This is a genomic window from Bradyrhizobium sp. (assembly GCF_016462955.1).
Lineage (GTDB): Bacteria > Pseudomonadota > Alphaproteobacteria > Rhizobiales > Xanthobacteraceae > Bradyrhizobium.
Genome location: NZ_JAEMSD010000559.1, coordinates 3,628 through 4,165, shown reverse-complemented (window position 1 = coordinate 4,165; position 538 = coordinate 3,628). Strand labels below are relative to the sequence as shown.

1 protein-coding gene is annotated in these 538 nt (G+C 63.8%); it reads left to right on the top strand.

Annotated elements, in window-relative coordinates:
- Window positions 1–317 precede the first annotated feature (317 nt).
- Window positions 318–538, top strand: a 221-nt coding sequence (locus tag JHD07_RS34340) for a NifU N-terminal domain-containing protein (protein WP_291630238.1), incomplete at its 3' end; no start/stop codon positions are given.

The window sequence follows — 538 nt, the reverse complement described above, 5'->3', positions numbered from 1 at the left end:
TTTCCGATACCGGTGACTATCATCTCGGGCGCGCTGAGCGACGAAAGCGTGGATTCGCTGTCGTAGGCCGTTGTTCTGCCGGTGGGTTACTCGTCATGCCCGGGCTTGTCCCGGGCATCCACGTTCTTGGCACGACGAAGCAAGGCGTGGGTGGCCGGGACAAGCCCGGCCATGACGGAGAGAGAAGATTGCGCGCCTTAACCCACTGAAATTACAGTCAAACGTCGATCCCTCCCCTTGACCGTGCGTTCCCCGTCGCCATCTGCTAGGGGATAGAGCACGCGCCGGCCTTGAACCGGCGACGTCTGGAGAAAACCATGTTCATTCAAACCGAAGCCACCCCCAATCCCGCCACGCTGAAGTTCCTGCCCGGCCGGCAGGTGATGACTGAGGGCGTGCGGGAGTTCGCCACGCCGGAAGACGCGGCCTCCTCGCCGCTGGCGCGGGCGCTGTTCGAGATCGACGGCGTGGTTCGGGTCTACTTCGGTCCGGACTTCCTGACCGTCAGCAAGGCCCGCGACGGCGTCGAGTGGAGCCA